The sequence below is a fragment of the Psychrobacter sp. Ps6 genome, assembly GCF_022129235.1.
GTDB lineage: Bacteria > Pseudomonadota > Gammaproteobacteria > Pseudomonadales > Moraxellaceae > Psychrobacter.
In genome coordinates this window covers 1-2,567 of the sequence record NZ_JADQAI010000059.1, presented here as the reverse complement: position 1 = coordinate 2,567, position 2,567 = coordinate 1, and the positions used below count along the sequence as shown (strand labels likewise).

At 26.1% G+C, this 2,567-nt stretch carries 3 protein-coding genes; all 3 read left to right on the top strand.

Features of this window, described 5'->3' with window-relative positions:
- A partial coding sequence (locus I3255_RS13690; RefSeq protein WP_238039300.1) for an ATP-grasp fold amidoligase family protein occupies positions 1-675 on the top strand: 675 nt, incomplete at its 5' end.
- Between the two features lie 45 nt (positions 676-720).
- Entirely contained in the window at positions 721-1,587 is an 867-nt protein-coding gene (locus tag I3255_RS13685) for a glycosyltransferase (protein WP_265414015.1), read from the top strand.
- Between the two features lie 69 nt (positions 1,588-1,656).
- Positions 1,657-2,567, top strand: a 911-nt coding sequence (locus I3255_RS13680; protein WP_238039298.1) for a hypothetical protein, incomplete at its 3' end; no start/stop codon positions are given.

Genomic DNA, 2,567 nt, shown 5'->3' with positions numbered 1-2,567 from the left:
GATTATATTAAGGAAAAGGGGTATAGTGATATATTAGTACCGCTTTATAATGCATATGATAGTGTTAATGATATAGACTTCTCTGATCTGCCAAGCAGCTTTATTTTGAAAGGAAATAATGGATGTGAAACAAATATAATTGTAAGGGATAAAAGCCTAGCTGATATGGATGAAATTAAAAAAGAGGTTTCTTCATGGTGCTTTAATAATCAAGTTGTATTGACTGGTAAAGAGTGGTGCTATAAACATATACCTTTTAAAATCACTTGTGAAGAGTTACTTGTTAATAATGAAAGTGAAGGAAATGAAATCGATGATTATAAATTTCTATGCTTTAACGGGCGCGTTGAGTTTATTTGGGTTGATAAAAATCGATTTACTGGCCATACAAGAACCTTTTTTGATAGAAAGTGGGGTAGAGTAAATGTAACCTCTGATAGACCAGTATCTAAAGAGTTAATTCAGAAACCATGGGGCTTTGATAAAATGTTAGAAATCGCAGAAGATATTGGTAAAGATTTTCCTTTTGCTAGAGTGGACTTTTATAGTTTAAATAATAGAATTTATTTTGGTGAAATAACATTTTATCCATGGAGTGGATATGTAAAGTTTACTCCTGATTCATTTGATTTAACATTAGGTAATAAATTTATTTTGCCTCGTAAATTTAAATAAAATCAATATGGTTAGTATTAAGTGAAAAAAAAATTAACGGTTATAATGTCTATATATTCTGAAGATGAATATATGATTAAATTATCTATAGATTCTATTTTAAACCAAACATATAAAGGCTTTGATTTTATCATAGTTAATGATAACCCATATAACAGCAATATTAATAAGTTGTTAACAGGCTATGAGGATAGCAGGGTTATTGTTATTAATAATGAAAGCAATATAGGTCTAACACGTTCTCTTAATAAAGCGCTTAAACTAGTTAAAACTAAATATATTGCAAGAATGGATGCTGATGATATTGCAGAATCATATCGATTTGAAAAACAAATAAACATTTTAGAAAATAAAGATATTGATATTTGTGGTTCAAATGTTTACGTAATAAACTCAAATGGAGATATTACAGGTAAGCATGTATACCCGGAGAGCTCTTCACACATTAAGGCTAAAATGTTTTTTAGGTCATGTATTTGTCACCCTTCAGTGATGTTTACTAAAAAGTTTATAGATGCTTTAGATGGCTATGACGATAAAATGGTTAAAGCTCAAGATTATGAGTTATGGACTCGAGCTATTATAAATGATTATGAGTTTTATAATATTCAAGAGTGTTTATTGAAATATCGTATGCATGATAATAATATTTCGACGAAAAATATTGAAGGGCAGAATAATGCATCTTTTAATATAAAAATTAAATTAATGAACTATTTTACTAAAAGTGATAAAGTTAAAGAATGTGTCTTATTTATGGATGGTTACAATTCAAAAATTAATATTTTAGAATTATTTATTTTCTATTTAGAGTTGCTATTTTTTGTTTTAAGGAAAAAGAAAAATATTAATTTTCTTTTTTTCTTTGTTTCTTTTTTTAAACGTAGCCTATTTCGTTGGTATAAAAAATAAAATTTTTGGTGGCTTTCTATTGTTATAAAAGCCACTATATTCATTATATCTAATTGTATTATAATTATCATGAAAACTAAAAGTAATATTTTACTAATATTTATTACTATGTATTGCTTGTTTCCTTTTTATATTAATGGGATTTATATATTTCAAGCATCCATAATATATGCAATAGCTTTTTCTCTTTTGTTTTATCAATTAACAAATAAACAAAAAAAAATAAATACTAATAATTTAGTATCAGTACTATTTCCGATATGGTTATTTTTATTACTATTTATTATAGTCTTATTTATACATGGCTCAGTTGATTTATCGTATACGGAACAAATAACGAGTTTTGTTAAACAGGTAGTTATATTGTTTGTGCCTTTATTTTTCTTAACGTATAAAAAATTTGATTATATATCAGTAATTGAACTTTACATAAAAGCTGTTTCACTTTATATAATATTTTCATTTATTCTCTATATTCCTATTTTTAGAGAGTTTTGGCTGTCTGTGCTTTATTATTCATCGAGTACTCAATATGAGTTATCGACATCTCCTGTTTATTATTCTCGTTTTGGATTGCAAGGTTTTTCAGGTTTTAGACCTGCTATTTTATGTTCCATAGCTTACATTTTTTCTTTATACCTTATGATATTAAAAGTTTCTAATTCTCAAAAAATTGGAAGTCTCAGGTTTTATTTGCCAATAATATTAATAGGTTGTTTTATTTATGGCAGAATTGGTATTGTCTCCTGCATAGCAGTTTCTATATTTACTTTGTTTTTTATGTTATTGAAACTAAAAAAAATAAAGTTGTTTTTTTCTGTGTTTATATTTATATCTGTGATTGTTTGTTATGTTTTTTATAATATAAATGTTTTAGCAAGTGATTATAGTGCTTTGAAATGGATTTTTGAACCTTTACTCAATTTTATAAATAATGGTGAGTTAAGTTCAGGTTCAACGAGTCAACTTCAGAGTATGTA

Excerpts from the sequence above, each read along its gene's own strand:
- I3255_RS13685 (WP_265414015.1), top strand. The coding sequence starts at position 721 with ATGTCTATATATTCTGAAGATGAATATATGATTAAATTATCTATAGAT.